The sequence below is a fragment of the Stenotrophomonas muris genome, from assembly GCF_052751275.1.
Genome location: NZ_CP199879.1, coordinates 4,034,111 through 4,056,137 on the forward strand (window position 1 = coordinate 4,034,111; position 22,027 = coordinate 4,056,137).

Genomic DNA, 22,027 nt, shown 5'->3' on the forward strand with positions numbered 1-22,027 from the left:
ATCGGAGATAACGTTCCCCGTGCGGTCATGGCCGCATTCCGGACCAGGGACGATCCGAAGCATGACGTGGTGAGACAGCTGCCCCACGTTCTCGTTCCCGCCGGAGCTGTGTTCGTCCAGGAAGGAGAACAGGGATGTTGGAACGACTGAAGACCATTTCGTGTGCCGCACTGGCGATGATCGCGCTAGGGAGCTTGGCTCCTTGGGCTGCGCAGGCGCAGGAGGTGCAGAAGAAGTGGGAGAGCTACCTGTCGATGGGCCAGCCGCGAGCCACCGAAGCGGCGGTGCAGAAGGACATCAAGTCGCTCTTTTCCCAGTACGAAAAGGACAAACCCTTCGATTGGCATGTCAAACGCCAACGCGTCCTTGGAAAGAAGGTCATCTACGATTACCGGGTGAGACCCGAGAAGATCGTTACTACCGACTGGGTCTACATCCACTCAGGGCAGGAGTACTCCTCCGAAGATCAGATTCGTAGCGTGATCCTCGCTACCCGCGTCAGCGACCCGCAGTGCCCGGCGACTTCACTCACGGAGGATCCTTGGGTGGAGCTCCTTGGACTTGGCAGGGGCGACGACGGTAGCGTGACCAACGAGGAGAAGGATTTCCATTACACCTTGAACTTCTATCATCAGAGCACTCAAGAATGCTCGTCGATAGTGGGGTGGGAGCATGTGCGCCGGGCCAGAACGGCGCTTTGTCCGAATCGACCGTCCCTGACGTGGAATGAGGCCCTGCAGATGTGCTCTCTGGTCCAGCAGGACGAGCCGCACATGTCGCCCATGCTCTCCTACACAAGCGGGCCGCTGCCGCCGCAGCAGTGTCCTGTTGGTAACCCGTGTGATCCGACCACTGGCGATAAATCCCAGCCTGAGCCGGATTTCAACCTTGGATGGGTGAGCTTCCAACGCCACTATCACTCCCTGACGAGCACGGCGGGTGGCGCGTTGGGTACGGGCTGGACCCATTCCCATAATCTGCGGCTTACCACAGGCGTAGACGATTCCACCTTCCCTCCCAGCTCCGAACTGAAAGTTGGGCTGATCGGCGCCGATGGCGGGCAGACCGCATTCCAGAAAGTGGGGGCAAGCTACGAAGCCATGGACGGAAGCGGCGATCGCGCGGTCCAGCAGGGCACCAACTGGCAACTTTCACGTGCCGAAGAGCGCATTTATTTTGATGCTGATGGCTTGATGCAGCGCCGTGATTTCGAAGACGGTACTTCGCTGACCTATGCACACGACAGCCGCGGCCGCCTGCTCAGCATCACCCATTCAACCGGTCGGCGCGTGGATGTCCAGTACCTCGCGCCGGGCGACGATTCACTGATCTCGGCCCTGGTGATCGCCGGCCAGCCTGTGGTGAGCTACGCCTATTCTCCGGCCGGGGAACTGATCACCGCGACCTATGCAGACGGCGCCAGCCGTACATACCACTATGAGGACACACGTTTCCCGGGCTACCTGACGGGCGTGACCGCCGAAGACACCCGGCGCTACAGCTGGTTTGGCTATGACGCCAAGGGGCGGGTCAGCTGCAGCCGCCATTCCGGTGATTGCAGTCAAGCCGACGTGGGCATTGATGGCGTGCGCCTGGAGTACACCCCGGCAGGCACCACCATCGTCACCGACGCACTGGGCAAGCAGAGTACGTACGCATTGACCGCCAGCGGTACCAGCGGCCTTCCGCGCAAGGTCAATGGCATCACCGAAAGCAACGGCAGCATCACTCGCTCCTATCTGCCCGAGGGCACCGATTTCCGGCGTCGGCTGCAGTCGGTGACCGATCGCCGTGGTGTCGTCACCAGCTACGCCTATGCCGAGGCAAGCGATGCTGCCGCAGGCGCCGTCAGCGTGACCACCACCACCGAAGCGGCCGGTACTCCGGATCAGCGCGTCAGCGAAACGCGCGTGGCCATGGACAGCAATCGGCTGGTGCAGCAGACCGTCGGTAACCGTGAGGTCCGCATCGCACGCAATGCGCGCCTCCAGCCAACCACCATCACCGTGCGCGACAGGGTGACCGGTGATACCCGCATCACCACGCAGACCTACTGTGAGGCCGAAGGGCCGGAGTGCCCGCTGGTGGGACTGCTGCGTAGCGTGGATGGCCCACGCAGTGATGTGGCGGATATCTCCACCTATGCCTACTACACCGCGGACGACGCGGGATGCGCGACCAATGGTGCCTGCAGTTATCGCAAGGGTGACCTGCGCAGTGTGACCGATGCGCTGGGCCAGACGGTCGAGACCTTGGCCTACGACGCACTCGGGCGGCCGTTGTCGGCGAAGGATGCCAATGGCGTGATCACCGCCTACACCTACCATGCCCGTGGCTGGCCGACCTCGGTCACCGTGCGCGGTGCCACCACAGCCGAGGACCGGGTGACCCAGATCAGCTACTGGCCGACCGGCCAGGTGCAGCAGGTCACCGAGCCGGACGGCAGCAGTGTCACCTATGTCTATGACGCCGCCCAGCGCTTGACCGATATTGCGGACAACAGCGGCAACACCATTCACTATGCGCTGGACAACGCCGGCAACCGCCTCAAGGAGGACACGCTGGACACTGGCGGCACCCTGCGCCGGACCCTGGCACGGACCTTCAACACGCTTGGCCAGCTGACCGCATTGAAGGACGCAGGCAATCACGCCACCGGCTTCGCCTACGATGCCAACGGCAACCCGCAGACCGTGACCGACGCCCTGCAGCGCGTGACCAGCCAGCAGTACGACCCGCTCAACCGACTGGCCCAGTCCCTGCAGGATGTGGGTGGCGTCGCGGCGGAGATCCGCAGTCAGTACAACGCGCTGGACCAGGTCACCCAGGTCACTGACCCGAAGGGCCTGCATACCACCTATGCCTACAACGGTTTCGGTGATATGACCGGGCAAGTCAGCCCGGACAGTGGCGCCAGCAGCTTCACCGTGGACGCCGCCGGCAATCGCAAGACGGCTACCGATGCGCGTGGCGTCACCGCCACCTATCACTACGATGCACTCAACCGCCTGATCGGTATCGCCTACCCGGACCCCAATCTGGACGTGGGCTACAGCTATGACGTGGCGCCTGCTGCGTGTACCGCCGACGAGCGCTTTGCCAAGGGACGCCTGGGGCAGGTGCTGCATGCCAATGGCAGCACCCAGTACTGCCATGACCGCTTCGGCCAGGTCACCCGCAAGGTGCAGACCGTCAATGGTGTGGCCAGCACACTGCGCTATGCCTACAGCAAGTCGGGTCGCCTGGCCGCGCTGACCTACCCGGATGGCAGCGTGGCTGACTACGTGCGTGATGCCCAGGGCCGCATCAGCCAGATCGGCCTGACCCGGCCTGGCCAGGCGCGCCAGATCGTGGTGAACAACGTGACCTATGCGGCCTTCGGCCCGGCGACCGGCTGGACCTACGGCAACGGCCGCCAGCTGCAGCGTCCGCTGGATCTGGATTACCGCCCGCAGGCGGTGCATGACCCGGCCGCCGGTGGCCTGTCGCTGGGCTATGGCTACGATCCCGTCGGTTCGATCACCGAGCTGAAGAACGGCACAGGCTCGACGGTGCTGGCCAAGTACGCCTACGACACGCTGGGCCGCCTGACCCAGACCCAGGACGGTACGACCGGCACGCCGATCGAAACCTATGCCTACGACACCACGGGTAATCGCACTTCGCTGACCACTTCGGCGGGCACTGCCAGCTACACCTATCCAGCAACCAGCCATCGCCTGACTGCGGTGGATGGCGAAGCACGCAACCATGACGCAGCGGGCAACACCACCAGCATCGGCAGCAAGACGTTCATCTACAACGATGCTAACCGCATGAACGCGGTGAAGCAGGGCAATGCCGTACTGGAAAGCTACGGTTACAACCATCGCGGTGAACGCGTACTGCGTACCCCGGCCGGTGGCGCAGCGCAGATCACCCTGTATGACGAGGCGGGGCAGTGGCTGGGCAACTACTCGGCCACGGGCCAGGCGCAGCAGCAGGCGATCTGGCTGGACAACTACCCGGTGGCGCTGATCAGCGTGCCGGGTACCGGTGTGCCAGAGCTGGCCTACGTGCAGCCGGATCATCTGGGCACGCCGCGCGTGGTGATCGATCCGGTTCGGAATGTCGCGATCTGGGAATGGAGCAGCAAGAGCGAAGTGTTCGGCAACCAGATCCCAAGTGCCGATCCAGATGGCGATGGTGTGGCATTCGAGCTGGCACTGCGTTTCCCGGGCCAGCAGGCGACGGATGTGAGTGGGCTGCTCTACAACTACCAGCGCGAGTACGATCCGGCTGTGGGGCGCTATTCGCAGAGTGATCCGATTGGGTTGATGGGGGGGATCTCGACCTATGGGTACGCTAGCGCTTCCCCGGCAAGGCGGGTCGACCCTCACGGGCTCACCGACCTAAACTATATTCCACCCCACGACAATCCTGATTCTTATCTGGGCAATAAAATGATTCCGTCGCCCCCGAATATGCTTACCATTAGCATTCACCACAACGGAAGTAACTTCATAGGGCCGGATGGTAGAAGCATGTCTGTTGAATCGCTGGCGCAGTCAATTCGACGCGATGCAGATCTTTCAAAGTATCTGTATATCAGGCTCTATTCCTGTCGAACAGGTAAGTCGGTAAATGGTGGGCCGATCCCAGCTCAGCAGCTATCTAAGGCGCTGAATATGACGATTCAGGCGCCTACCGAGTACACCTGGGCAAAGAACGATCCTTTGTATCCGGATCAAGGAAACTATGGAAAAACACCTGAAGGGAAGAAAGATAAAAGCAATCCTGGAGAGTGGGTGAATTTCATGAAGGAGGGTGGGGTCAAATGAGCATGTTCAAGAAGACTGGTCTTGTCCTGTATCTGGTGGGTGCAGGGTATGTAAATGCGCAGGTGCCCCCTCAGCCGGAAAGGCCGGTGGTTGAGCTTGACGGCTCGATCGCGACGGATAGTGGCGCTGAGCTTGATGATAAGCAGCTACTTGCGTTGACTGGCCGCGCAGACGCGGGCGACGCTGAGGCAGCGTTTCGAATCTCACGCCACTTTGAGGGCAGAGGCACGGCTGGCAGCTCCCACATGTGGCTTGTCTATGCCGCAGCACTGGGGCACCCGATTGCACAGTACAACGTGTTCTTCATGTTGAAGGACAAGAAGGACTGCGCGTCATCAAGTGAGGCATACGCATGGCTCAAGAGTGCCGCGTTGAAGGGGGTGAGAGGCGCGGACTCTGAACTTGAGCAAGCGGCCCGCATAGCAGCTCAACGATGCGGTAGTAAAGGATAGGGAGAGAGAGGTCACTTGCCGATTGAGGGCTAACAACGTCCAGCTACGCACTAAGTCCCCAGGCTCACATGGTGCGCAGAGGATGGGCGTGGGCTTTCGGCTACCGGTCGTATGTCAATAGATGGGAATGACAATGGAATTCTCATCTTGTACGGGGTAATGGGACGTTGTGGGGAGCAAGTGCATCGAAGTGGTTGCTGTGAGCCTGAATAAGAGGCCTGCCAAGGTCTTCGGAGGGTGCTCAGGAGCGCTTTGAAGATTCTTAAGTGAGTGGGTCTGAGGTGGGAATAGGGAAGTGGGAATTTCATTTGCGAGCGTTCTGTTGGTGTGCTTGCGGGCGGGGCAGAGATTGCAGCTGTTGAGCCAGCTTGTAGCATTGGCCAAATAGAAGGAACTTGTGAGTATTGATATTCATGATCTCCAGTTAGCTGGAATTCGTCTTGATCCGGTGTCCGGAGTGACTGTTTCTCTGTTCGATGACTCTGTGCAGGGATCCTATGATTTGGTCTTTGGTCGAGTCAGGAAGGCGAGCATTGATGGTTTCTCTAGCCAGAATGTCGTGCTCGATCTTAAGGTCTTCAATCGAAAGGATGATTCCTTTGAATTCCAGCGGTGTTGCTTCCTCCTTGGTCTAGACCCAGTGGCTGCCCGGGAAATTGTCGATGGTGACACCTTGGTCTTCATTGAGGCCTCTGTCGGCGCAGAGATTGCACTTCTAGTAGAGGGCACTTGGGAAGGCCGGTTGATTCCTGTCAAATCATGATTCCTGAGCAGAGCTTCCCGGGGCGATCGAGCTATCGATCACCGGGGGCAACAGCAGACGGATACGCCGGATGGGGACGGAATTTTCATTTCCACGCGAATCCATCGTGGGTGCGGAGTGATCTGTTGAGGGTATCGCTCCACGACGCACGCTCCGCCTGGCTTGAGTGGGTGCGGGCTGCGGGGCATCTAGGTCGACACGGAGCTGACGGAGGGATGGATTACAGGACGGATCACCATCGGGCCAACGCAATGGGCTCTACCGTGCGTGCAGCCCGATGAACATCATGGATCCTGTACTCAGCGAACTGCTTTCCCGGCTCGGTGTCGGCACTGACTTCGGCGATACGGTGCTGACTTGTCCGGAGACCCAAGGGGCCTATGAGGACACGCCCCTGCATGTGGTGGCCTATTACAACGATGTGGCCCTCCTCAGCGCATTGATGCCCTTCGTGACCACCATCGATGTGCGTGGTGATCTTGATCTGACGCCGCTGGCAAGCGCGGTGGCACATGGCAGCGTCGCGGCTGCGGCCTATCTCCTATAGTGTGGTGCAGACCCACACGCACGGAATGAGCTTGATCGGACACCACTGGAAATGATGTGCCAGGACCCGAGGTTTGATGATGTGGTGCGTATGGTCGACGCCGCAGATGGAACCTGCTGATGGAAACTTCTGAAAAGAGGTTTTACCGATGCGCCTGATGACCTTCATCTGTCCACTTTGTGGCGCCAGCGGGCAGCGCTTTCCCCTGCGATTTGCTGGAAGGCGTCAAGCAAAGATGTCCTGCCGGAGGTGTCGCGTCGAGCTTCGTTCAGACCCGCGGTTGGGCACGTACACGCTCTATCTTCTGTACACACAGGTCGTCATCCTGGTGGCGGCATTGCCGCTGATCGGGGCCAGTGTCGCGGGTGAATGGGTACGGCTGGGAACGATCTGTCTGGTAGTGCTGGTGCTGTGCTGGTTCCCGGGCGTGATCAGGCACGCACGAAGTCCGATCGTGCGCGCTTGCCGGGATCCCGATTACAGTTATGCGCGCAGGCCGGGTGTTTCGACTACGCACGCTGCCGCAAACCCGGGGCAGAGTAGCGACACGCCAAGCGCCAGCCCATGATAGGGAAGTCAAGAAATGACATGCCATCTTGGGCACGAGGTACAAATCATAGATCATTTTGCAGAACGGGTTGCAGATGATAATTAGCATTTGGCCGGCCCTTTCTGGGGCTTTCATGTCTATGCCGAAGGCTGGTATCTTGCGTGCAGCGGTGCTGCTCTTGCCAATGCTAGGGGGCTGCAGCATTCACCAGTTTCAACATACGGAATGGAAGTCGGACTGGGTAGATGTTTCGTCCGATGCGATTTTCCCTGGCAATTCAACGACTCTGCCGCTTGACCGCATTTCCACGCTTGATCCTGATAGTGAAGCAGCCATTGCGGAGTGGATGTTGAAGCATTCGCTGGCCGTGGTATCGGCATCAGAGGTTGAAGGGAAGATCGGTCCAATGCCGTTGAGTGACCTGAAGCCAGCGCCCGGGGAGAGCGTCTACTTCGTCAGGGCCGCTTCGGATGAAAGTAGGGGCAAGTTCATCGGCTACGTCAACGACAAGGGACTTCTCATCATGTATGGGGTGATGGGGGGCTGCGGTGAGCAGAAGCAACGGGTGGTTGCCGTGAGCCTTCGGGAGAAGCCCGCCAACGTATTCGGTCGATGCTCGGCGGCGCTATAGTGCGCTGAAGCGCCGAGCTCCGCCTACTGCCTGGCGGATGACGCCAGGTGTGCGACCAATGGCGCGCTCGGCAACCGCAAGGGAGATCGGCGCAGCGCGACCAATGCGTTCGAGCAGATCGTTCTGGGGAGGTAATGGAAAACAGTCAAAGGAAATCGGGGTTGCTCAAGAGTTCTCTCGATGCCAAAGGCTTCTTCCTGCGCGCTTTGTCTGTCGCGTCCGTCTGTGTGCTCGCCCTGAGCGCATGCGAGAATGACCGCTTAGGGGAGCTGCAGCTGAAACCCATCTACGCGGAACTGAGTAGTGCGTATTACGGTGGGATGTGCGAGGGTGCAGCCGGTCCAGACGCCAGTATCGAGAAGGTTCGTGCGGTGCGCATTGGTACGATCGCTGGTGATTGCGCAGTGCTCTATTTGGACGGAGTAGATAGGAAGGGTGAGCCCGTGATCTATGGAGCGAAAACTGGGGATCGGCCTGAATGTGCTGGATTGATACGAAAGCTCGAAGTCGGACGGGCAAGCGCGGCAGTTCTCGGCAGGGCGCGGGAAATATGCAGATAGTGATTTTCAGATATTCTCCGTATGACCTCCACTGTTGGGGGGCGCAGATGCCCGCTGTGGGCCGGCAGTCGCAATCTTCTTCTCAGTGCCAGCCTGGCCTTAAGAAACTCGAATTCGGCGTCTGGTATGAAGATGAATTTGGATACCTTGGAAAAGGTCTCATCAATATTGTTCGACGCGCTCCGCTCCAGGGGCTTGCAAGAGAACTGGCCGCACTGTTCAGGAGGTATCGGATTCCACTGGCCCAGCTGCGAACGCTGGAGGCAGGCAGGTACTCTCGAGCGCTGCGCGATGCGTTGCGCGAGTAGGGCGCCAAGCGGGATGCAAGGTGCATGAGCTCCCGCGCTCCTCCACCAAAGAACGCGATCGGCCTGCACGCCCTCGGAGAGGTACAAGATGAAAGCCAGGCAGATTCTTCGGTACGGGCTGGCCTACGCGGTGTCGTGTGGAGCACTCTGGCTGTTCCTGCACTTTGTGGGCAGGGCGCTTTACGCCTTCGACTCACATCAGGTTTTCTTCTGGCTGTATGCCGTCAGCCTTCTGTTGCTGGGAATTGGCGCACGAGTTCCCGCCGCGGGCCGCCTGACGATCAAGCGGCTTGCCAAGGGGGCAGGCCTAGGGCTGCTCGCGGGCCTTCTGGCCCAGGTCGTGGTGCTTGTACTGGAAGCCTATAGATTCAGCGGATTCAGGCCATCGCTGCTCTGGCAGGTACCGGTTTCGCTGACGGTGATGAGCGTCGTGCTGCTCACGCCGCTCTGGGGCGCAGTGCTGGTTGCCCTCACTGCCGCTTGCCGCCGCGACAACAACCCACATCAGGCCTCGAACCCATGAAGCGCCTGACTGCCTTTTGCCTCGTGGTTGCACTGACATCCTGTGCGGCGCATCCGAACCGCACCACGAAGTGTCCACCGGCCCATTTCACCTACGTCGGCACCGAGAGAGTCGACGGACTGACCTACGGGCGCTTCCAGATCACCCACAACGCTGATCAGCCGCTTCAGCTGTGGGTGGATGAGAGACGCAGGTTGAACTCAAGGACCGCTCGCGCAGAGATGAGGCGTAAAGGCGAGGATGCCTGGCGACCTTACAACGTGATCCTTGAGGAAATCACACCGGGAGCGATCGGGCTGTCGATCGGGCAGGGTGAACAGCAGAGCGTTTTGTTCGATGGTGATGGCGTGTTCCTGCCCGGCCAATCCAGTGCGGACACGGAGTACTCCATCGTGGTACGGGATGCAGCCGGTTGCGAACATCGCACCGCGTCATTCATTCCCTGACGTTGCCGCCGCTGTGCGAGATTCTCGGTCACCCCCGCTCAGCGGCACCCACTGCATGCGCAGCGGGTGCCCCACAGCGGTTTGCGCGATCTCAATCGGCACGCCATCTCGCAGCCACGCGGCCCGCCAGCACCAGCTCGGTATCTGAGGTCAAACTACAGCAAATGCCAATGTCCCGCGAACTGATTTTCATAAGGTGCATGAAGGGCGCAGCTGCAGTTGGAGCGTTGGCGATCTGCTGCGCGCTGATTGCGTCCATGATGAATATGGGCTGTCCAGTCGTTGAGTACTCTCCAGCAGTCATGTTTGCTCTTTTTTTCGCATTGCTGGTGCTGCTTGTGTATTCCAAGTTCGAACTGGCGGGGAGGGGAATTCTGTCGGTTGAGGTTGGGCGAGTGCGATTCGCATTCGCTATGGCTTTCCTGGCCGAGATGTTCATGATTGGGTTGCTGGTCGCCCGCAACCTCGAATGCGATAGCTTTGTTCGCGCGATTCCCATTCCTGGGGCACTACTTGTCTTCTATACAGCTGCCGCCTTCTCATTTGTATTCAGTGACTTCTACCTTGGTGCAGCGCGAAAAATCATCAGACTTGGTGCTCGGCCGAGGAACTTCTTAAGAGACAAATAGTTGGAACTGCCTTTGTGGTGCGTGAGCATCCGCCACGTTAGTGGCGGGTGCTCCGCAGGGATAGCGCCAGTGCTGACTCAATCGGCACGCCATCCCGCAGCCACCCGGTCCGCCAGTACCAGATCGGTATCCACCTGCCGGCCATCGCGCAGATAACGGATGCCCACGCGCGTCCCAACCGGACGCTCACGCAACAGCGCACGCCAGTTCGCCAGCATCCGCGTGGCAATCGGCTCGCCTGAAACCATGACAATGCGATCATCCCTGCGCAGCCCAGCGCGTGCCCCGGCGCTGGACGGCGCCACATCGGCCACACGCAGTGCATCGTGTTCAGCCTGCAGCCACAGCCCGCTGCGATCGAAGGCATCGGCCTGCGTGCTTTCGGTATTGGGTACCAGATAGAGGCGCTTGGCACCGTAGTCGATGCCCATCGAGAAGCGCCGCAGCACGCCGCCACCCAGGATCGCGCCGTAGTCGGCCAGGGCCAGCGCGCCCTTGTCAGTGCTGGACAGATCACCGACCAGACCAGTGACCTCGATATCGCCCATGCGCAGCACACCGAGCCGGGCAGGTCGCGCCCGCCCCGGGCCACCCAGGCCCCATCCAAGCACCGCCTCCTCACTGGCGTGGTATTTCTCCAACAGACCATGGGTACGCACGAACGGACTGCTCAGGCTCAGCGAGTTGCGTGAGCCGGTGTCCAGCCACAGGCGAAGCGGGATGCCGTCAAGCTCGCCATTCAGTACCGGCGCGCGGTCATCCTGTTCGAACGGCAGCACCACCGCGTTGGCAGGCGGCTGGTAGTGGCCCGGCAGGGTGAAGCCGAGCACGCGCGCGCCATAGTCGAAGGTGGTGACGAAGCGCAGGAAGGTCTCGTAGCCGATGAAGCCATCATGCGGCACGCCCATCGAGTTGATCTGCTGGCCGAGGTCGATGATGTGGAACACCGGGCTTGCAAGGTGCGCGCCACCGATGCGCAGGTGGCGGGCCTGTGCCAGGCCCAGGTCGCTGGCGTTGTCGCCGGCACCATGCACGCTCAGGCGGCCCGTGGTGGTCAGCCCCAGGCGCTTGGCGGCGGTCGGTGTCAGCAGATTGATGGCGCCCGTATCCACCAGGAATCGCGCCGGCTGTCCGTCCACTTCGGCCTCGATGTAGACATGGTTGTTGATCAGGTCGAACGGAATGCGGGTGGTGCCGCTGGCATCCTCGATATAGCTGTCATGGGCCATCATTGGCGGTGCATACACGGTGTCTGTTACCGGGCCATCCACCTGGTAGCGCTGCACCTGTACATCGCTGCGCAGTCGCGGATCAGCACGGCCCCGGGCATCGAGGGTGTCGGTGATGATGCGATGGGGCAGCAACAGGCCTTCGACCGCCCGGTAGTCCTCCAGTGCGGTGGCGGTGGGTGTGCGAGCGGATGCAATGACCACGCGGCCGAGCAGGCCGCTGCCCGTATCGAACCAGAGCTCGATCGGGTCGGCGCCCCTCGGCTTCGTGGCCAGGACGGTATAGCGCCGGCCATCCAGAGCCTCGGTGCGGGGCGCGGCAAAGTGCGTGGTCGGATAGGCGTTGGACCAATAGGCACGGGTCGCCAGCCACGACTGCGTGCGCGCGGTCCGACGTGGCACGGTGCCATCCAGCAGGCCGACCTCGCCGCCATAGTCGCGCCGCCAGGACAGTTGCCCATCAAAGCCCTGCGCGACGGTGAAGTCTCCCAGTTGCGCCTGTTCGGCATAGCGCCCGGCACGCAGGTCCTGGTTGAGCTGCCAGCGCCCGTGCAGGCCGCCCACCGACTGCTCGCCCACCGCCTGCAGACGCTGTACCGACAGCCACTGCTCGCCACCACTGGCTACGCGGGCCTTGGCCAGCACATCGGCAGCATCCACCCCCGCGGCGTGTGCCGGAACCGCCAGCACCCACAGCAGGCCACCTAGCATCCATCGCAAACGCATCGCCTCACCTCCTTCGTTGGGTCAGGAGGTGATGGCAGCGCCCGGACCGGGGATATTCGACCGGGCGTGAAGGATTGGACGTTCAGTTGGACGCGGTGAGGCGGCGGTACTCGCTCGGCGTCTGTCCGGTGGCGCGCTTGAACGCGCTGTTGAAGGTCGACTTGCTGCCGAAGCCGGCGGCAAGGCCGATGTCCAGCACGCTGCGGAGGTCGGACGGATCGGACAGGCACGCCCTCGCGGCAGCGACGCGGAAGCTGTTCACGAACTCGGAGAAGCTCTGGCCCACCCCTTGGTTGAGCGCCTGCGAGACCTGGTTGGGTGACCAGCCGCTGCGCTGGCTGAGGGTCTGAAGATCCAGCCCGGGCGCTTCATGCAGGCGTTCGTCCTGCATCAATGCGGTCAGCGCGCTGGCGATGGCCGCGCATTGTGCTGCGTCGATGCCCGAGCGTTCGTAGCGTGCGTGGGTCGTATCCTCGGCGGACGCGGTCATGTCCACCATGATGGGTGCCGCAGTGCTCGCACGTACGCGCAGCTGCTGGCGTACGACCCGGCACGCCAGCAGGTACATGCCCATGGTGGTCAGCAGGCTGAGCCCGATGCTGGCCAGCAGTGGAGCAGCGTCCGGCGGCCACCGGTTCATTGCGCTGGCAAGCCAGCATCCCGCCATCACGATCGCCAGCCCGCGCAGTCCGCTGCGTTGGATGGCGGCTCCGGGCGGGGCGGGCGGCGCACGCAGCGAGAGCCACAGCGCGGCCAGCAGGTAGGGAGCACCCTGCAGCAGCCAGCCGTGGAAACTGAGCTGGAACAGCACATCGCCCAGCGGTGAGGCCTCGAAAGGCGCGAGTGCGTTCAACAGGGAAATGGCGAACGCGAGGCCAGCCGGCAGCAGATGCGCGAGCGGCAAGGGTGTTGCAGCGGCCTGCGCGGGTGTCAGCAGCGCACGCGCATGGCCATACAGCAGTGGACCGAGCAGATAGACCAGAGGCACTTCGATGACCCGCAGCCAGCGCACGGCGTCGGGCGAGAGCCAGGCCTGGCCACCCAGCAGCACCAATCCGAACAGATTGGCGGCGGCGAAACAGGCGAGGAATGCGGTGAGCAGCGGGTTCCCACGCGATGTGCGACCGACGCTCACGCCGGTGGACAAGGTGGCCAGGCCGAGAATCGCAGCACCCGCGGCCAGCTTCAGCAGATCCGGTGGCGTCATGCGCGCAGTGTTGATGAAGCACGTGGCAACGTCCAGCGCGGGCTGGCGGCGTGCAGGCAACACAGGGGAAGATGGCGCGCCCGGAGGGATTCGAACCCCCGACCAATGGCTTCGGAAGCCACTACTCTATCCGGCTGAGCTACGGGCGCGTTGTAGAACCGCCGCGCCGTCGGCCAGTGCCGGGGCGGGCATCGCAGCGTCATGAGGCGGTGCGGGACGGGCATTCTATCCAGTTTCGCCGAACAAATCTCCCCCCACGGGCAAAGCCGTGCCGGAGGGGCAGGAGTATCCTATCGCCATGGCTGATACCCCCCTCACTTCGCCGCAGTCGCCGGCGACGCCGCGTTGGCGGCATTACTGGAGTCTGATGCGCGCTGATCGCCCGATCGGCACGCTGCTGCTGCTGTGGCCCACCTCGTGGGCGTTGTGGCTGGCCGCGGGCGGCCTGCCGCCGCTGTGGACGCTGTTCGTGTTCACCGCCGGCGTGTGGCTGACCCGCTCGGCCGGTTGCGTCATCAACGACTACGCCGACCGCTGGCTCGACCCGCATGTGGAGCGCACCAAGGCGCGCCCGCTGGCCACCGGTGCGATCAGCGGCCGCGCCGCGCTGGCGCTGTTCGCCGTACTGATGCTGGTGGCGTTCGGCCTGGTGCTGACCCTGAACGGGCTGACCATCGGCCTGAGCTTCATCGGCGTGTTCCTGGCTGCCAGCTATCCGTACCTGAAGCGCTACACCCATCTGCCGCAGGTCTACCTGGGCATGTCGTTCGGCTGGGGCATCCCGATGGCGTTCGCCGCCGTGCAGGGCGAGGTGCCGATGCTGGGCTGGCTGCTGTATGCCGGCAACATCCTGTGGTCCACCGCCTACGACACCTGGTACGCCATGGTCGACCGCGAGGACGACCTGAAGATGGGCTCGCACTCCACCGCGATCCTGTTCGGTGATCTCGACCTGGTCATCCAGGGCGTGCTGTACGCACTGTTCCTGGCCACGATGGCGCTGGTCGGCGTGCGCGGCGGGCTGGGCGGGTACTACCTGGCCGGCGTGGCCGTGGCCACCGCGCTGGTGGTGTACGAGTTCTGGATCTGCCGCAACCGCGAACGCGGCCCGTGCTTCAAGGCGTTCCTGCACAACAACTGGGTGGGTGCCGCGCTGTTTGCCGGCATCGCCGCGGACCTGGCGCTGCGTTGATTGCCCGGGGTCGGATCCCTTTTCCTGTGGGAAAGGGCTCTGACCCTTCTGCCGCGCCGATACCCGGCTCGGGGTCAGAGCCCTCTCCTGTGGAGAGGGATCCGACCCCGCCACCTACGACCAATAGGTGGCTGACAGCCTGCACCCCACCGCCCAGAATCGATCCATCGAACCTGGGAGGGTAGGCGATGGCCTCGACGGCAGCAGTACAGGACGGCTGGATGGCGCGCGCAGCGCTGCGCTCGGCCGCCTGGGCGGAAAAGTGGTTCCCCGACGCGTATGTGTTCGCGGTGCTGGGCGTGGTCATCGTCGCGCTGGCCGCGATGGGTTTCGGCTCGACCCCGCAGGCCACTGCCAGCGCCTTCGGTGACGGCTTCTGGAGCCTGATTCCCTTCACCATGCAGATGGCCTTCGTGGTCATCGGTGGCTACGCCGTGGCGACGGCGCCGGTGGTCGCACGCTTCATCGATTTCCTCGCCCGGGTGCCGCGTACCGGCCGCGGTGCGGTGGTGTACGTGGGCCTGGTCAGCATGCTCGCCTCGCTGCTCAGCTGGGGGTTCTCGCTGGTGTTCGGTGGCCTGCTGGTGCGTGCGCTGGCCCGTCGTACCGAACTGCGCATGGACTACCGCGCCGCCGGTGCTTCGGCGTACCTCGGCCTGGGTGCGGTGTGGGCAATGGGGCTCAGTTCCTCGGCCGCACAGCTGCAGGCCAACCCGGCCAGCATGCCGCCGGGGCTGGTGGAGATCACCGGCGTGCTGCCGTTCACCGAAACCATCTTCCTGTGGCAGTCGATCGCGCTGACCTCGGTGCTGATCCTGGTCTCGCTGCTGATCGCCTGGCTGACGGCACCCGCGGCGGGTAGTGCGCGTACCGCCGAGGAGTTCCCCGGTGCTGCACAGGCCGAGCCGGAACCGCTGCAGCGACGCACGCGCCCGGGCGAATGGCTGGAATACAGCCCGCTGCTGACCGTGCTGCTCTCGCTGCTGGCGTTCGGCTGGCTGTTCAACGAGTTCGCCAACAAGCCGGTGATCACCGCCATCGCCAACCTCAATACCTACAACTTCCTGTTCATCTCGTTGGGCCTGCTGCTGCACTGGCGCCCGCGCAGCTTCCTCAACGCGGTGGCCAAGGCGGTGCCGAGTACCACCGGCGTGCTGATCCAGTTCCCGCTGTACGGCGGCATCGCGATGATCCTCACCCACGCCGCTGGCGGTGACGGGCAGACCCTGGCGCACCGGCTGTCGAGCCTGTTCGTGCACGTGGCCAGCACCGATTCGTTCGCGCTGGTGATGGGCGTCTATTCGGCCGTGCTGGGCTTCTTCGTGCCGTCCGGTGGCGGCAAGTGGATCATCGAGGCGCCGTACGTGATGCAGGCCGCCAACGAACTGAAGGCGCACCTGGGCTGGGCGGTGCAGGTCTACAACGCGGCCGAAGCCCTGCCCAACCTGATCAACCCGTTCTGGATGCTGCCGCTGCTGGGCGTGCTGGGCCTGAAGGCACGCGACATCGTGGGCTTCACCTTCATCCAGCTGCTGGTGCACATCCCGCTGGTGCTGGGCCTGTTGTGGCTGCTGGGCATGACCCTGGCATATGTGCCACCGGTGATGCCGTAGTCCAGTATCCCCGGATCATGCGGCTTCCTACTTTGAAAGCCGCATGGCCAGAACGCGCGCTGCTCAGATTTCATTGGGCTTGTTGCCCAGTGCGGCATCCGCTTCGAACCAGCTTCGCGCAGTATTGCCAACATACTTGGTCAACGCATAGTTGGCCCCTGAGCCGATGACGACTCCGATGCCGAACGGAATGGCTTTTTCCAGCGCCTTGCGGGTAAAGGTGATGCCGATCTTCTTGAAGAGTTCCTTGAGAGCTTGCAACACGGCGCCCTTCAAGTACTGACGGACCATCTTTACGCCAGCATTTGAGGCGATCCGAGTCGACGCTTCGACGCCGAGCTTCTCCAGAGAACCTCCTGCGGCGATGAGAAAAGCCAGGTGCCTGGCGTCTTCGCCATTCACGTCCCATCCATAGGCCTCAGCCAAGCACATGGTCATGTCGACCTGCAGTTTCATGCTGATGCTTGCATCGGCGAGACCACCGCCAACCATTGCCAGGGCCGTACCAATTCCCGGGATGACCCCGGTCAGAGCAGTCGCTCCCCCCGTGGTGGCTGACATCCGGCAATAACGGCTGATGATCTTGTCGGCCACCAACCCTGCAACCTCGTGCTGGCCGCGTGTTGGATCCCGGGAGAGAATCTGGCGCCTGTACTGGGCGACGAGGGCCTTCGCGTCTGCGGGACTGATCGCGATGCTCTCGACCGCTTTGAGGAGGCGAGAGTCACTTGCTTCTGCAACCACGGCGTTCATTTAGACGTTCCTTGTTGATGCTTGGAAAGATGGGCCGTCCATAGCAGCCCGTCCGCAGCCTATCGGCTTCGGGTAGCCATTCTTGAGCGAACGCTCGCGCATTCCGGTGCGCCCTACAGCACTGAATACGTGCTCCTGTCATTACCACATAAGGACATGCCGAACCCGCATGAATCCTTCAGCGGCTTGTGCTGCAAGGGCTTTCGCGCGTTCATTCACGCGCGTACACACAGGTGTAGCCGTCCGCCAACGCGCGATTAACTCTTCGCTGCAGACGATGGCCCCGTCCACCGCATTCCGCGCGTGGCTTTGGAGATCGGACATGGCACAGCAGAACCAGAACCCGAACCAGAAGCAGCAGGGCCAGCAGAACCAGCAGGATCAGCAGCAGGGCCGTGGCCGCGACCAGCAGCAGCAACAGCAGCAGGAACAGCAGCAGCGCAACCAGCGCAATCAGCAGCAAGGTGGGCAGGACGAGGAAGAGTGACGTCGGTACCCACCCTGGGCAACCCCCGAAGCCCCGCCGCGCGCGGGGCTTCGCTTATTCCAGCACGCCGATGCGTTGCAGCACCGGCGCGGCCGACATGTCATTGGGATTGGTGCCGGGCTGATCCTGCGGCACCTCCATGCCCATGCCGCGGTACAGATCGACCCAATGCTGTGCGATCTGCCCGGTCTGCGGATTGCGGAAGTTCATCGGCTGCAGCGCGAACACATGGTGCGCACGGAACGCACGCTCGATGAAGTCGGAACAGTAGTAGCTGTCCTCGTTCAACACATACGACGTGTTGTACGGCTTGCCCAGCATCATGCGCGCGGTGGCGACCGCATCCTTGATCGCCGCCTGCTGCGGTGCCCGCAGGCGATAGACCACGATCTGCCGCTGCTTGGCCCGGGCGTCCTGGCGGAACTCGACCAGCGATTGCCGACGCGATCCCTTCTCGTCCGCATGCAGTACCTCCCAGCCGTTTGGCGCCACAGCGACCAGGGCCACATGATCGAAGCTGGGCGCGCCCTGCTTGCCGGTGGCATCGTCGATGGCCGCACTGAGGCCGCTGCGGCCGGCGGTGACGAACAGCAGATCGCCTTCGTGGACATCGACGGCCATCGCCAGCGCTGGCCACAGGGCGGGCAACAGCAGGCCGATCATGAGCAGGGGGCGACGCATGGAGAGTCTCGGACAGGCGGAGTGCCGGAATTGTAGGGCGCGCGGTAGCATGGGACGACCCAACCGGATTCAGGATGAGCCCATGCGTCGAAACCGTTCCGCTGCCGTGCTGATGCTTGCCTGTGGCGTGGCCCTGGTTGCCTGCACGCCCGAGCCCCAGGTGACGCCCACGGAAGTGGCGCCTGCACATCCCGCGCCGTCGTCCACGGCGGCAGCGGTCCAGCCCGCACCGGTGCCTGCCAGCGGTGAATGCCCCTACTCGCAGTTCGATGCGTTCCTGAAGCACTTCGGCAACGAGATCGCGCTGCAGGAAAAGGCCACCGCCGATCCGCTGCTGGACAGCTACATCGATGCCGAGGCCGAGCCGGAACCGCGCAAGGTGGAAAGCCGCCTGGCGCTGGCCGATGTCGAGTGGCCGGTGATGCCCGATCCCGCCGCGTTGGCCGGGCAGGGCCGCGAGATGCAGGTCAGCACGCTGGCCGATGGGCAACGACAGGTACAGATCCGCACGCCGGACAGCAGCGACCAGCAGACCTACACCTTCGCGCAGTCGCCCTGCTGGACGCTGGTCAAGCGCGAGGATGAGTCGATCTGATGCCTGTCCCGGCACAGGCGCGGCCGGGCGGGGGCTGCTAGGCTCGGAGCCTGATCCAGGCAGGGAGACGCCGATGCAGGCTCGCAGGATGTGCACCATCACCGCCACCATGACTGTCATGCTGGCGATGGCACCCTTCACCGGCGTCCAGGCGCAGTCGCTGCCGGCCGACGATAGCGCCTACTTCGCCAGTGCGGCAGCCGAACAGGCCGCGCGCGGCGAGCTGGGCAAGCGTGTCGAGGCCCTGCAGCAGGCTTCCGCGCTTGCACCTGCGCAACGCTTCCATCAGGCCGAGGCACTGCAGGCGCAGTGCCTGCGCCATCACAGCTATCTGCATCTGCAGGCCGCACGCAACGCCCGTGACCATCGCCCGACGCAGGCGCTGGACCAGGTGATGGGGCTGTGCAGCCGCATCGCCCACACCGGCCGCGCGGCGCTGCGCGAAGCGCCCGCAGACGCGGCGTGGGCAGCACCGTATGCCTTCCTGCGCGCGCGTGCGCTGAAGGACGTCGCAGCACCGGCCAGTACCGCACTGGATGAGGCCGTGGAGGCCCTGGCCGATCCGGCGCTGGACAGTTTCGCACGGCTGCGTGGGCAGATCCTGCGCAGTGCCGAGTACCCGCAGATCGAGCGTGATGGTCGGCACTGGGACACCGGGCACGACAAGCAGGCACTGGCCCAGCAGCGGGACCGCGCGTTGCGGGAAGCGGGCTGGAAGGGTTACTGGCAGGGCCTGCACTCGCGCCGCGAGCCGATGGCCTCGGTGCTTCTGGGCCTGGTGCAGGTGAACGATGCCGCCGCGCGCCTGCAGGGCGATGGTTCTGCACCGGCGCGGGGCTACCAGCGCATGGGCCTGGATGCATCGGCGGTGGATGCTACGCTGCAGGCGATCGAACGCCATGCACGGGACCGTCGCGCCTACCAGGACATGCTGCTGCGCCACGCCGCGCGTTCAGGCATCGATGCGCCGCAGCTCTGGGATACCACGTTGCCCGATGCCGGCTATATGCCGCCGGTACTGACGCTGGCGCAGCTGCGCGACAATGCCGCCGATGCCATGCAGCACCTGGGGCCGGCATACGTCAGTGAGCTGCGTGCGCTGCTCGATCCGGCCAACCGGCGCATGGATCTGGCCACCGAACGTGGTGACCGCAGCCAGGACGCGTTCTCGGTAAGCGCTCCCGGCGTGCCGGCAATGCTGTTCGTTGGCGTGCGCCGTGGTGATCTGGAAAGCGATGTCGAGATCGCCCATGAAGCCGGTCATGCCATGCACGGTGAGTGGATGCAGCGCGGCCATGCCTCGCCGCTGCAGCGCAATGGCAGCCAGTGGCTGACCGAGGCCTTTGCCATCTACAACGAACTGCGCTTCCGCGACCAGCTGTACCAGCAGGCAGAGGACCCGCGGGCCAAGGCCTATTACCTGAAGTCACTGCTGGACGATATGGTGCTGCAGCTGTTCACGTCTTCCGAAGAGGCGCAGCTGGAGCAGTCGATCTACGAGGGCGTGGCGGACAACACGCTGGGTACCGCCGATGACCTGGACGCGTTGACCGGCCGGGTGCTGGCGCGCTTCGGTCAGGACCCGGAGCGCTATCCGCAGCTGTGCAACGGCTGGATCGGCAAGCGCCTGATGTATGACGACCCCAACTATCTGGTGAACTACCTCTATGCAGGGCTGCTGGCCGTGCAGCTGTTCGTGCAGGATCAACGCGACCCGGCAGGGTTCCGTGAACGCTATCTCGCGGTGCTGGGTGAAGGCTTTGATCGTGCGCCGACCGAGCAGGTGGCGCAGTTGCTGGGGCACGCGCCCGACTGGCCGGCGCTGGTTGATGCTGATCTGCAGGTGTTCAACCAGGCGGTCGCGCAGCTGCAGGCGCTGCATGCGCGGATCGAGGCAGGGCAGGGCACGTGAAGATGCTGCGCAGGACGACGTGCACCCGGGTCACGGCATGGCTGTTGATGCTGTTGTGCCTGTTGCCGATGAGGGTGATGGCCGGTGCTGCGGTCCCTGCGCTGGATGACCCGGTGGTGGACGCCGCCAACGCACTTTCGGCGGATACCCGCGACATACTGCGCACGCAGGCCTTCAAGTTGCAGGCGCGCACCGGCGCGCAGCTGCAGGTGCTGGTGGTCGACCATGCTGGCGAAGAGGGCATCGAGGCCTACGCACAGCGGGTGTTCGACCAGTGGCAGCTGGGCCGGGAAGGCGTTGACGATGGCGTGCTGCTGCTCGTGGCCGTGCAGGACCGCCGTGTACGCATCCAGACCGGTTACGGTCTGGAGGGCGCGATTCCAGATGCCTATGCCGCCCGTATCATCGACAAGGCGATCGTGCCGCGTTTCCGCGATGGCGACCTTGACCAGGGCCTGCTGGATGGAACGAAGGTCGTGGTCGCGCTGATCGATGGCGAGGACCTGCCGGCCTGGGAAGCGCCATCGATGCGCAACGTGTTGCCGGCCGATTGGCGCAGCGCGGATTCCGTGGTTGCAATGACGCTGCTGGCCGGCTTCCTTGCGGGTCTGTGGCGCTCACCGCCCTCGGCGCCCGCGGCCAGGATGCCGGACGACCTCGCACGCAGGCATCGCGAGCGCCAGCGTGGAGCGCCACGCGAGGTCACCACGCCGCAGGCGCGCCCGAAGCGATTGCCGGCCTGGGGTCGCCCGCTGCTGGTGACGGCTGTGGTAGCCGCGGGTCTGCTGTCGGCGGCTATGTGGGCGCCACGCCAGGCATTGGCAGCGGTCTGCATCGTATTGGCGTTGTGCGTACCGGTGGCGAGCCTGCTTGGCTGGTGCTGGCGCCGCAGCCGAGGTGTGCGCGTGGTGCTGCTCGGCATGCTCGGGGTCAGTTCGGGGTTCTTGGTGGTGATGATGCTGCGTGGCCAGTTGCCGCCCAGTCTGGCCCTGCACACGTTGCTGGACCTGGCGGCAGGCATCGTAGCCATGCTGCTGTTCTTCCTCGTGCAGGCGTGCCGCGCGCGCTGGCACAAGGACCGCAGCAGCTTCGGGGTGAGGTTCGCAGTGCTCTTGCTGCTGACCGCTGGCTACGTGCTCTTCGCACTGCTGGCCATTGATCGCGCCGACCCGGTGGCACGCCTTGCCGCGACGATCGGGTGGAGTGCCGGCACGGTCGTGCTGTACTTCGCCTGGATTTTCACCATGCTGCCCGGTGAGAAGGCACGCGGCAGCCGCAGATCATCCGTCGGCCACCGCAGTGCGTCCAGCTCCCCGTCATCAAGTTCGTCTGCGAGCAGCTCCAGCAGCTGGTCCGGAGGCGGCGGCCGCAGCGGCGGAGGTGGTGCGTCGGGCAGCTGGTAG

At 63.5% G+C, this 22,027-nt stretch carries 18 protein-coding genes and 1 tRNA gene; 14 read left to right on the forward strand and 5 right to left on the reverse strand.

Annotated features, from left to right (window positions below):
- Nucleotides 1-134: 134 nt before the first annotated feature.
- From ACUVWL_RS18660 to ACUVWL_RS18695, 8 genes are all read left to right on the forward strand, one after another.
- Nucleotides 135-4,820: an RHS repeat-associated core domain-containing protein gene (locus ACUVWL_RS18660; RefSeq protein ID WP_445978652.1), complete on the forward strand. Its 4,686-nt coding sequence runs from the start codon at nucleotides 135-137 to the stop codon at nucleotides 4,818-4,820.
- Nucleotides 4,817-5,272 carry a hypothetical protein gene (locus tag ACUVWL_RS18665; RefSeq protein WP_032958733.1) on the forward strand — a complete coding sequence of 152 codons (456 nt, stop codon included), beginning with the start codon at nucleotides 4,817-4,819 and terminating at the stop codon, nucleotides 5,270-5,272. The genes ACUVWL_RS18660 and ACUVWL_RS18665 overlap by 4 nt, the downstream gene beginning before the upstream one ends.
- Nucleotides 5,273-5,669: 397 nt before the next feature.
- Nucleotides 5,670-6,035: a hypothetical protein gene (locus ACUVWL_RS18670; protein ID WP_180886920.1), complete on the forward strand. Its 366-nt coding sequence runs from the start codon at nucleotides 5,670-5,672 to the stop codon at nucleotides 6,033-6,035.
- A 286-nt stretch (nucleotides 6,036-6,321) separates the two neighbouring features.
- On the forward strand, nucleotides 6,322-6,582 hold the full coding sequence (locus ACUVWL_RS18675) for an ankyrin repeat domain-containing protein (RefSeq protein ID WP_197562012.1): 261 nt from the start codon (nucleotides 6,322-6,324) through the stop codon (nucleotides 6,580-6,582).
- A 683-nt stretch (nucleotides 6,583-7,265) separates the two neighbouring features.
- Nucleotides 7,266-7,763, forward strand: a complete 498-nt coding sequence (locus ACUVWL_RS18680) for a hypothetical protein (RefSeq protein WP_445978653.1) — start codon at nucleotides 7,266-7,268, stop codon at nucleotides 7,761-7,763.
- A 956-nt stretch (nucleotides 7,764-8,719) separates the two neighbouring features.
- Entirely contained in the window at nucleotides 8,720-9,154 is a 435-nt protein-coding gene (locus ACUVWL_RS18685) for a hypothetical protein (RefSeq protein ID WP_046433006.1), read from the forward strand.
- Complete coding sequence (locus ACUVWL_RS18690) at nucleotides 9,151-9,600, forward strand: adhesin (protein WP_100450745.1); 450 nt, start codon at nucleotides 9,151-9,153, stop codon at nucleotides 9,598-9,600. The genes ACUVWL_RS18685 and ACUVWL_RS18690 overlap by 4 nt, the downstream gene beginning before the upstream one ends.
- Before the next feature lie 170 nt (nucleotides 9,601-9,770).
- A complete protein-coding gene (locus tag ACUVWL_RS18695) occupies nucleotides 9,771-10,229 on the forward strand; it encodes a hypothetical protein (RefSeq protein ID WP_445978654.1) in 459 nt (152 codons plus the stop codon).
- 77 nt (nucleotides 10,230-10,306) lie between these two features.
- On the opposite strand, the gene ACUVWL_RS18700 is transcribed toward ACUVWL_RS18695, so the two are convergent.
- From ACUVWL_RS18700 to ACUVWL_RS18710, 3 genes are all read right to left on the reverse strand, one after another.
- The gene (locus ACUVWL_RS18700) at nucleotides 10,307-12,184 is read right to left on the reverse strand and encodes an aspartyl protease family protein (protein WP_445978655.1); all 1,878 of its coding nucleotides are present in this window, start codon (nucleotides 12,182-12,184) and stop codon (nucleotides 10,307-10,309) included.
- Nucleotides 12,185-12,266: 82 nt separating this feature from the next.
- Nucleotides 12,267-13,391: a helix-turn-helix domain-containing protein gene (locus ACUVWL_RS18705; RefSeq protein WP_069117967.1), complete on the reverse strand. Its 1,125-nt coding sequence runs from the start codon at nucleotides 13,389-13,391 to the stop codon at nucleotides 12,267-12,269.
- 72 nt (nucleotides 13,392-13,463) lie between these two features.
- Nucleotides 13,464-13,540 (reverse strand) — tRNA-Arg (locus tag ACUVWL_RS18710).
- Between the two features lie 149 nt (nucleotides 13,541-13,689).
- On the opposite strand from ACUVWL_RS18710, the gene ubiA reads away from it, so the two are divergent.
- Nucleotides 13,690-14,583 carry a 4-hydroxybenzoate octaprenyltransferase gene (ubiA, locus tag ACUVWL_RS18715; RefSeq protein ID WP_445978656.1) on the forward strand — a complete coding sequence of 298 codons (894 nt, stop codon included), beginning with the start codon at nucleotides 13,690-13,692 and terminating at the stop codon, nucleotides 14,581-14,583.
- A gap of 188 nt (nucleotides 14,584-14,771) precedes the next feature.
- Nucleotides 14,772-16,196, forward strand: a complete 1,425-nt coding sequence (locus ACUVWL_RS18720; RefSeq protein WP_014038818.1) for a short-chain fatty acid transporter — start codon at nucleotides 14,772-14,774, stop codon at nucleotides 16,194-16,196.
- 63 nt (nucleotides 16,197-16,259) lie between these two features.
- Here ACUVWL_RS18720 and ACUVWL_RS18725 read toward each other — a convergent pair whose 3' ends face one another.
- A complete protein-coding gene (locus ACUVWL_RS18725; protein WP_032958748.1) occupies nucleotides 16,260-16,949 on the reverse strand; it encodes an EcsC family protein in 690 nt (229 codons plus the stop codon).
- Between the two features lie 322 nt (nucleotides 16,950-17,271).
- Between ACUVWL_RS18725 and ACUVWL_RS18730 the strand changes: the two genes are divergently transcribed.
- Nucleotides 17,272-17,436: a hypothetical protein gene (locus ACUVWL_RS18730; protein ID WP_005414774.1), complete on the forward strand. Its 165-nt coding sequence runs from the start codon at nucleotides 17,272-17,274 to the stop codon at nucleotides 17,434-17,436.
- 54 nt (nucleotides 17,437-17,490) lie between these two features.
- On the opposite strand, the gene ACUVWL_RS18735 is transcribed toward ACUVWL_RS18730, so the two are convergent.
- Nucleotides 17,491-18,117, reverse strand: coding sequence for a YiiX/YebB-like N1pC/P60 family cysteine hydrolase (locus ACUVWL_RS18735; protein WP_445978657.1), 627 nt, complete (start codon nucleotides 18,115-18,117; stop codon nucleotides 17,491-17,493).
- Between the two features lie 82 nt (nucleotides 18,118-18,199).
- Between ACUVWL_RS18735 and ACUVWL_RS18740 the strand changes: the two genes are divergently transcribed.
- From ACUVWL_RS18740 to ACUVWL_RS18750, 3 genes are all read left to right on the forward strand, one after another.
- Nucleotides 18,200-18,712 (forward strand): hypothetical protein, encoded by a 513-nt coding sequence (locus tag ACUVWL_RS18740; RefSeq protein ID WP_032958753.1) that lies wholly within the window; start codon nucleotides 18,200-18,202, stop codon nucleotides 18,710-18,712.
- Between the two features lie 73 nt (nucleotides 18,713-18,785).
- Complete coding sequence (locus tag ACUVWL_RS18745) at nucleotides 18,786-20,624, forward strand: M3 family metallopeptidase (protein WP_445978658.1); 1,839 nt, start codon at nucleotides 18,786-18,788, stop codon at nucleotides 20,622-20,624.
- 2 nt (nucleotides 20,625-20,626) lie between these two features.
- On the forward strand, nucleotides 20,627-22,027 hold the full coding sequence (locus ACUVWL_RS18750; RefSeq protein ID WP_111205646.1) for a TPM domain-containing protein: 1,401 nt from the start codon (nucleotides 20,627-20,629) through the stop codon (nucleotides 22,025-22,027).

What these genes read in the sequence shown, in the direction of transcription:
- ACUVWL_RS18660 (WP_445978652.1), top strand. Translation starts at nt 135, where the DNA reads ATGTTGGAACGACTGAAGACCATTTCGTGTGCCGCACTGGCGATGATC.
- ACUVWL_RS18665 (WP_032958733.1), top strand. Translation starts at nt 4,817, where the DNA reads ATGAGCATGTTCAAGAAGACTGGTCTTGTCCTGTATCTGGTGGGTGCA.
- ACUVWL_RS18675 (WP_197562012.1), top strand. Translation starts at nt 6,322, where the DNA reads ATGGATCCTGTACTCAGCGAACTGCTTTCCCGGCTCGGTGTCGGCACT.
- ACUVWL_RS18680 (WP_445978653.1), top strand. Translation starts at nt 7,266, where the DNA reads ATGTCTATGCCGAAGGCTGGTATCTTGCGTGCAGCGGTGCTGCTCTTG.
- ACUVWL_RS18685 (WP_046433006.1), top strand. Translation starts at nt 8,720, where the DNA reads ATGAAAGCCAGGCAGATTCTTCGGTACGGGCTGGCCTACGCGGTGTCG.
- ACUVWL_RS18690 (WP_100450745.1), top strand. Translation starts at nt 9,151, where the DNA reads ATGAAGCGCCTGACTGCCTTTTGCCTCGTGGTTGCACTGACATCCTGT.
- ACUVWL_RS18695 (WP_445978654.1), top strand. Translation starts at nt 9,771, where the DNA reads ATGTCCCGCGAACTGATTTTCATAAGGTGCATGAAGGGCGCAGCTGCA.
- ACUVWL_RS18700 (WP_445978655.1), bottom strand. Translation starts at nt 12,184, where the DNA reads ATGCGTTTGCGATGGATGCTAGGTGGCCTGCTGTGGGTGCTGGCGGTT.
- ACUVWL_RS18705 (WP_069117967.1), bottom strand. Translation starts at nt 13,391, where the DNA reads ATGACGCCACCGGATCTGCTGAAGCTGGCCGCGGGTGCTGCGATTCTC.
- ubiA (WP_445978656.1), top strand. Translation starts at nt 13,690, where the DNA reads ATGGCTGATACCCCCCTCACTTCGCCGCAGTCGCCGGCGACGCCGCGT.
- ACUVWL_RS18720 (WP_014038818.1), top strand. Translation starts at nt 14,772, where the DNA reads ATGGCCTCGACGGCAGCAGTACAGGACGGCTGGATGGCGCGCGCAGCG.
- ACUVWL_RS18725 (WP_032958748.1), bottom strand. Translation starts at nt 16,949, where the DNA reads ATGAACGCCGTGGTTGCAGAAGCAAGTGACTCTCGCCTCCTCAAAGCG.
- ACUVWL_RS18730 (WP_005414774.1), top strand. Translation starts at nt 17,272, where the DNA reads ATGGCACAGCAGAACCAGAACCCGAACCAGAAGCAGCAGGGCCAGCAG.
- ACUVWL_RS18735 (WP_445978657.1), bottom strand. Translation starts at nt 18,117, where the DNA reads ATGCGTCGCCCCCTGCTCATGATCGGCCTGCTGTTGCCCGCCCTGTGG.
- ACUVWL_RS18740 (WP_032958753.1), top strand. Translation starts at nt 18,200, where the DNA reads ATGCGTCGAAACCGTTCCGCTGCCGTGCTGATGCTTGCCTGTGGCGTG.
- ACUVWL_RS18745 (WP_445978658.1), top strand. Translation starts at nt 18,786, where the DNA reads ATGCAGGCTCGCAGGATGTGCACCATCACCGCCACCATGACTGTCATG.
- ACUVWL_RS18750 (WP_111205646.1), top strand. Translation starts at nt 20,627, where the DNA reads ATGCTGCGCAGGACGACGTGCACCCGGGTCACGGCATGGCTGTTGATG.